Raw genomic sequence first — 6,205 nt, forward strand, 5'->3', positions numbered from 1 at the left:
CGATTTACGGTTGTGTACAATATCCTTCGCAGCCCGGGGGGCAGTCAACGGGTTAGCGTAAATCCATTCCTTTTCGCGATTTAACACAGAAAAGCAACCTTCGCCGCAAGATTTTCGGGCCGGAGGTAACTTTCTAACAGTCATGACGCGATCGGTTTCCCAATCAGCGAGTTCGGCCTCGCCCGCCGAGGGCGATGAGCCCGCTGGCGGCGCGAACCAGCCGGAAATCGACTGGCCCGCGGTTCTCGTTAAGCATGAGCGCTGGCTTCGGGCAGTCGTTGGAGCGCGGGTCGGAGAGCCGCAGGCGGTCGACGAGGTGATGCAGGAGGTTTCGCTGGCGGTCGTGCGTGGCAAAGCACCGCTCACCAATCGGGAGCGAATCGCGCCGTGGTTATACCAATTGGCGGTCAGGCAATCGCTTCTGTATCGGCGGAAAGTCGGCCGGCGGCGAAGGCTGGTTGGCCGATATGCGGATCGGTTCCACCCGACAGAGCATGACACGCGAACCGCCGATCCGTTGGAATGGCTCCTATCGGAGGAGCGGCAGCGGTTGGTGAGATTGGCGCTGGCCAGGATGGCGCCGCGGGATTCCGAAATTTTGCTTTTGAAATACATCGAAGGTTGGAGCTACCACGAATTGGCGGAACATCTCGGCGTCAGCCATAGTGCGGCCGAATCGCGTTTGCATCGGGCGAGGGCAAACTTGCGCCAGCAACTGGCGAAGCTTAAAGTGATTGAGGTGACGAAATGAGTGGAGAGTCGGCAAACGAATCCGAACCGCCCCGCGACGCACTCGACCCGATGCTTTTGGATCGCTTGGTCGATGGCGAATTGGCTGAAGCCGAGCGGCGGACGCTTTTGCGGTCGCTCGATCGGCAACCGAGCGGATGGCGACAATGCGCGTTGGCGTTTTTGGAAGCCCAGAGTTGGCGCGAATTGCTCGGCGCGGCCGCGGTCGAAAAGCCAATCGCCGCCGAGCCTGTTGCGGCGGAGAAGCCGATCGCTGCAATAACGAAGACGGCGGCGGCGTCCGGCGGAACAGATGCTGTAGCGATCGAATCGGCGGAAAGGCATTCGGTTCGCCCGCGGCGCGCGTTGCCGCGAAAGTGGTTATGGATGGCGGAAATGGCGGCCAGCTTTCTTGTCGCCTTTTCGCTCGGAATCTGGATTCGCGGTGGTTTGACGACGACTGCCGGCCGAACCCAGTCGCCGATCGTGTCTGCCGTTCCTGGCAGCGCGGCGTCTCAGACCCTGCAAGTCGTGGCCGAAGGGGGCAACGGCAAGGTGGAACAGATGCAGGTGCCGCTGGTGGACAACAGCCGGCTGCAGTGGTGGCAATCGCAGCCTGCGGCGGTTGTTCCCGAGGAAGTGCGGCAGGCCATCGAGCGGGCTGGAGGACAAGTTCGGCAAGAGCGGAAATACTTTCCCGTACAATTGCTCGACGGACGCCGCGTGTTGGTTCCCATCGATCAAATTGAATTGGTCCCGGCAGGGAATCGAGGAATGCAGTGATGCGAGGATAACGATGATAAGAAGACTACAGACTACAGGCTTGAGGCTACAGGGACGAGTGCGGCAAGAATCGGAATGAAAGAGGCAGCGGGGCGGAGGATGGGGCCGGGCCAGAAGAGGCGCGGCACACGCGTCGCGGGACGGTCGGTTGTCATTTGCTTGTTCCTTGGCCGTGGGCACGCGGCCCATGGATCGGCCGATGAAACCGAACCGGCCCGAGATGCGCGCCGGCCACTTCAACCCCCAACGATCTTTGGCGAAGAACCAGCGAGAAACATTTTCGTGAACCGCATCGGATGGAATAAGCTGGTCTCGGCGCTTTGCGCCGCGATGTTGATCGCCGCCAGTGGGCGGTCTGTTTCGGCCGGCGACGGAACCGATGACTCCGCGCCGCCGCCTCGGGCCGCTGGCACCGGTGAAAACTCCGGGCAGGCAGCGACGGATGCATCACCGCCCGCCGCACCTGCTTCCGATCGTTCTGATGTGAAAGCGCCGGGCAAGTATTGGCTGGCGATCCAATGCGAACCGGCCAGCCAAGCGGTTCGCGCTCAATTGCAGTTGCCGAACGATGAGGGGCTCGTAGTGGTTCGTGTGTTGAGCGACGGTCCGGCAGGCAAGGCGGGGATTCGGCCAAACGATTTGCTGCTCATGGCCGGCGACAAAGGGCTTAGTACGGTGCCCGAACTAGCGGCCGCGATTGAAGCAGCCAAGGACCAAGCTCTGACGCTAAAACTGCTTCGCGGCGGCAAGACCCTCGACGCCACGGTGCGACCGGCGCTACGTCCGGACAGCCCACAGGCGAATCGACGCTCGGCTGAAGCCGATCATGAATTGGTGGAACGGTGGCTCAAACAATTCGGCATGAATACGCCAGGCACCTGGGGCAACGGCATCACGCTGGTGCATCCGGGCGCGGGCTTGGTGCTGCCGCCCGGCGTTAATGTGCGTCCGCAATTGCCCGACGATATGAGCATCAATATCTATCGGGAGGGGAAGAAGGCCGCCGAGATTACCGTCAAGAAGGGAAAAGAAACCTGGAAGGCAAGCGAAGACGATCTCACAAAGCTCCCCCAGGATATTCGGCGCGAGGTCGAGCCGCTATTGCACGACGGACCGGTGCGAATTTGGTTCCGAGAAATGCAATCGGCGCCGCCGAACGCCGCGAATCCGGGAATCGCGCCCGGTTCGCAAAATACCGATCGCGGCGATGCCACGCCCAGCTCCCCGGAGTCGCAATCGCAGCCGCCGTCGGCCCAAGATTTGAACGACCTGAGCCGGCGGATTGACGAAATGCGGCGCGCTCTCGATGAATTGCGGCAGCGTCAAGAAAATCAGCAGCGAGCGGATGGAGCCTCGGATGGCAGCGCAAGCGGACGCTGATTCCAACCGGCTACCGAAACACTTCCCCGATGGAGACGCGGCCTACTTGGCTTACCGTGCCGCCCCGAAGACGCTCGCTAATGGGACCGACGTTAAGCTCCAGCCATGGCCGCTTGAGGGCCGGTCGTCGCATTCGCCACCGATGCAACCAAGCGAACCCGGATGCAAACCGGGCCGATTTCCGAATCGAACGGAATGAGGAGCGGAGCGTCAGCGAGCGGATGATGATCTTCCGCGCTGAATAGTTCGCACATCTCTGAAACACGGCGCTCAACCGTGCCATGTCGGCCGAAATCTCGTCCGGAGCGAGGCCCGGTTTCTTGATCCACTTTCGGCGGTCCGCGCAACGCAAATAGATCAGTAACCGGCCCTCGCTTCGGAGCACCCGTCGAATTTGACTCAAATCCCCGCGGCGACAAGAGTCCCGGCCACATCGCAACTGTGCGGTCGATATATAATTGCCTGCAATTGCGAGGACCAAAGTGCTCTTGCCCATCAGCCGGGGAAAATATGAGATCAATAGTTCGTCGTCCTTGTGTTGAAATTTGTGCTTGGATTCGGCTCCGGCAATCCGTATGTGCGCTCGCGGCGGCGTGTTGGGTGCTCGGGATTGGAACAGCGCCGTTCCTGCAGCGATCGCTTGCCGACGAATTGCCGAATCCGCCGGTTCCCGGCACGTTTACCCTGGTCGTCCAATCCGGCGGGTTCGATCGCGCGAACCACGTTCATGTGCCGAGTGGCTATCAGGCAAATTCGAAACCGCCCCTGGTGCTCGCGTTGCATGGCGCCGGCGGCAATGGGGCGGGCATGCTCGACCACGACGGCTGGTCCGCCAAGTCGGACCAGGAGGGTTTCATCGTGGTGGCTCCAGACGGCCTGCCCGCCAAGCCCAACGAGGAATCGAATTTCTTTACCAACCCAAACGTTTGGAACGCTGGGCAATTGCGCCGCGGTTCGCAACGCACGGCGATCGACGACGTGGCGTTTGTCCGCAAGCTGCTCGACACGCTCAAAGACAAAGTGCCTTACGACGACCGTCGCGTGTTTTGCGTCGGACATAGCAATGGCGGCGGCATGACGTTCAGCTTGGCCGCGGCAATGTCCGACCGATTCGCCGCGATTGCGGTTGTGGCCGGGTCGATGGCGGTCGCCAATCCACGGCCGGCGCGGCCGATGCCGACCCTGTTTATCATCGGCACCAAAGATCCATTGATGCCGCTCGATGGCGGAGAAGTAAAGCTGCCATGGGGAAGCCGCAAGAATCCGCCGGTTGCGGAACCGCTCGCCACTTGGGCCAAAGCGCTCGGATGCGCGGCCGAACCGCAGCAAGTGTCCGACGCCAAGGGATTGAAAAAGGTCGTCTATCCGTCGCCATCCGGCGGCCCAACGCTAACGGTAATCTATATCGACGGCCAAGGGCACAACTGGCCGGGCGGCAAAGCCACGCTTCCGAAGAGCATGGTCGGCCCAACGACCGACAAACTCGACGCCACCGCAGCAATCTGGGATTTCTTCAAGACATCCGCAGCCGGCAAGTGATCGGAGTCAGATGAACTGGAGTGCCATCTGGGCGCGCATTTTTGTTGCGGAAACACTGCCGCTACGCGAATAGCTCGTCGATCGGCTTTTCGCCTTTCATGACGATTCGCATCGGCCGGCCCGATCGGGTGCGGAACTCCTGCGTGTAGTCGATTCCGAGAGCTTTGCAGATCGTGGCCAAGAAATCGGTGGCCGAGACGGGGCGTTCCTCGACCGCGGCGCCGCGGCGGTCGGTGCGGCCGACCACCTGGCCCGTTTTCAATCCGGCGCCGGCGAGCAATGTGGTCCAGGCCCGGGGCCAATGGCCCCGCCCGGTGCCCTTGATGTCGGGCGTTCGGCCGAAGTCGCCCATCCACACCACGAGCGTGTTGTCGAGCAGGCCCTTCGTTTTCAAATCGATCAACAACGCCGCCATGCCTTGATCCAGTTCGGCACTGAGGTTTTTCACGCGGGGAAAATTCTCCTTGTGCGTGTCCCAGCCGTCGAGATCGATTTCAATGAACGGCACGCCGACTTCCACCAATCGCCGAGCCAACAGGCAGGCTTGAGCAAACCGGCTGGTGCCATACGCGGCTCGCAGCGCCGGGCTCTCGGCCGTCAGGTCGAATGCCTTTACCTTCGGCGAGTGCATCAATCGCACGGCCGATTGGTACACCTCGCGATGGGCGACCGCCGCCGGCGCCTTGTTGCGCTCGGCGAAGTTTTCATCGAGTCCGTCGAGCAATGCGGCTTTGCGATCGAAGGCGGGCATCGAATCGTCCGATTTCAGATTCTCCACGCCTCGGGTTGGATCGTCGACCGTCAGCGGCGCATTGGCGGGACCCAGATAGCCGGCCCCAAGATTGCTGTATTTGCCCAACGAGACGCGAACGAAATTGGTCACTTCCGGCTGCGGCTCGCCCAGCCTGGCTGACACGACCGAGCCGAGCGTTGGATGCACCACTCCGCCGACGCCTTCGCGATACCCTGTGTGGATCAAGTATTTCGCCCTGGCATGGCTTCCTTCGCTGGTCGACATGCTGCGGATTATGGCGATATCGCGCATCTGCTTCGCGAGGCGGGGGAGATGCTCGCAAACTTGGATGCCGGGCACGGCGGTCGGGATCGCGTGGAATTCGCCGTTGCCCGGCTTGGGATCGAACGTGTCGATATGGCTTGCGCCGCCGGTCATGTAGAGCAGGATGCAGCTTTTGTGTTTGGCGCCGGAACGAGCGCCCTCGGTGGCGTATGCCGCCAATTGGGGAAACCACGCAGTTGCCGAGCCGGCCAGCAATCCGGCGGCCGAAAATCGGAGCAAATCGCGGCGGGAGAATTCGGGTTGTGAAGTTTCAAATGGGCTGGGCATCAATGCTCCTTTGACGGCACAAGGCCGGGCAAATGGATGACGTTCGGCGAGCTGCATCCGCGACGGAGTCGCGGTCTACGTAGCCCGCCGCTCCGCGGCGGAGGATCCACGCGCGAGGTGAATTTCCTCGGCAACGGTTTTCGCCGGTATATCGGTTAGTGGTTCAAAATAAACTCGCCGCTGTTGAGCAGCACCCAAAAAATATCGCCGTAGGTTTTCGCCCCTTTCGAACTCTTCGCAACGAACGTGGCCATCTTTTGCTTCTCCGACGGCCGCGGCGGCCGGGTCAGCGCCGCCCAGTAAAGCCCCTCGATGATCCGGGCCGAATTTCCGTGGCTGCTTTCCAAGAGCCCGTCCAGCGTGGGGCACGATTTGTCAAAATCGCCGCCGTTCATCAATCGCAGCACCTGCGGCACGCCATGGCCATAG

The 6,205-nt window shown here is 61.4% G+C and carries 6 protein-coding genes; 4 read left to right on the top strand and 2 right to left on the bottom strand.

Going from position 1 to position 6,205, the window contains the following annotated elements:
- Positions 1 to 142: 142 nt before the first annotated feature.
- The 4 genes from VHX65_01710 (at position 143) to VHX65_01725 (ending at position 4,431) form a co-directional block, all read left to right on the top strand.
- Positions 143 to 751: a sigma-70 family RNA polymerase sigma factor gene (locus VHX65_01710; protein ID HEX3997242.1), complete on the top strand. Its 609-nt coding sequence runs from the start codon at positions 143 to 145 to the stop codon at positions 749 to 751.
- Positions 748 to 1,512, top strand: coding sequence for a hypothetical protein (locus tag VHX65_01715; GenBank protein ID HEX3997243.1), 765 nt, complete (start codon positions 748 to 750; stop codon positions 1,510 to 1,512). Before VHX65_01710 ends, VHX65_01715 begins: the two co-directional genes overlap by 4 nt.
- Positions 1,513 to 1,794: 282 nt before the next feature.
- A complete protein-coding gene (locus tag VHX65_01720) occupies positions 1,795 to 2,892 on the top strand; it encodes a PDZ domain-containing protein (GenBank protein HEX3997244.1) in 1,098 nt (365 codons plus the stop codon).
- A gap of 600 nt (positions 2,893 to 3,492) precedes the next feature.
- Positions 3,493 to 4,431 (top strand): alpha/beta hydrolase-fold protein, encoded by a 939-nt coding sequence (locus VHX65_01725; protein ID HEX3997245.1) that lies wholly within the window; start codon positions 3,493 to 3,495, stop codon positions 4,429 to 4,431.
- Between the two features lie 61 nt (positions 4,432 to 4,492).
- Here VHX65_01725 and VHX65_01730 read toward each other — a convergent pair whose 3' ends face one another.
- Complete coding sequence (locus VHX65_01730; GenBank protein HEX3997246.1) at positions 4,493 to 5,776, bottom strand: DUF1501 domain-containing protein; 1,284 nt, start codon at positions 5,774 to 5,776, stop codon at positions 4,493 to 4,495.
- A 155-nt stretch (positions 5,777 to 5,931) separates the two neighbouring features.
- The coding region (locus VHX65_01735; GenBank protein HEX3997247.1) for a hypothetical protein at positions 5,932 to 6,205 on the bottom strand (274 nt) is incomplete at its 5' end.

Source organism: Pirellulales bacterium (genome assembly GCA_036267355.1).
In the GTDB taxonomy this organism is placed as follows: Bacteria; Planctomycetota; Planctomycetia; order Pirellulales; family DATAWG01; genus DATAWG01.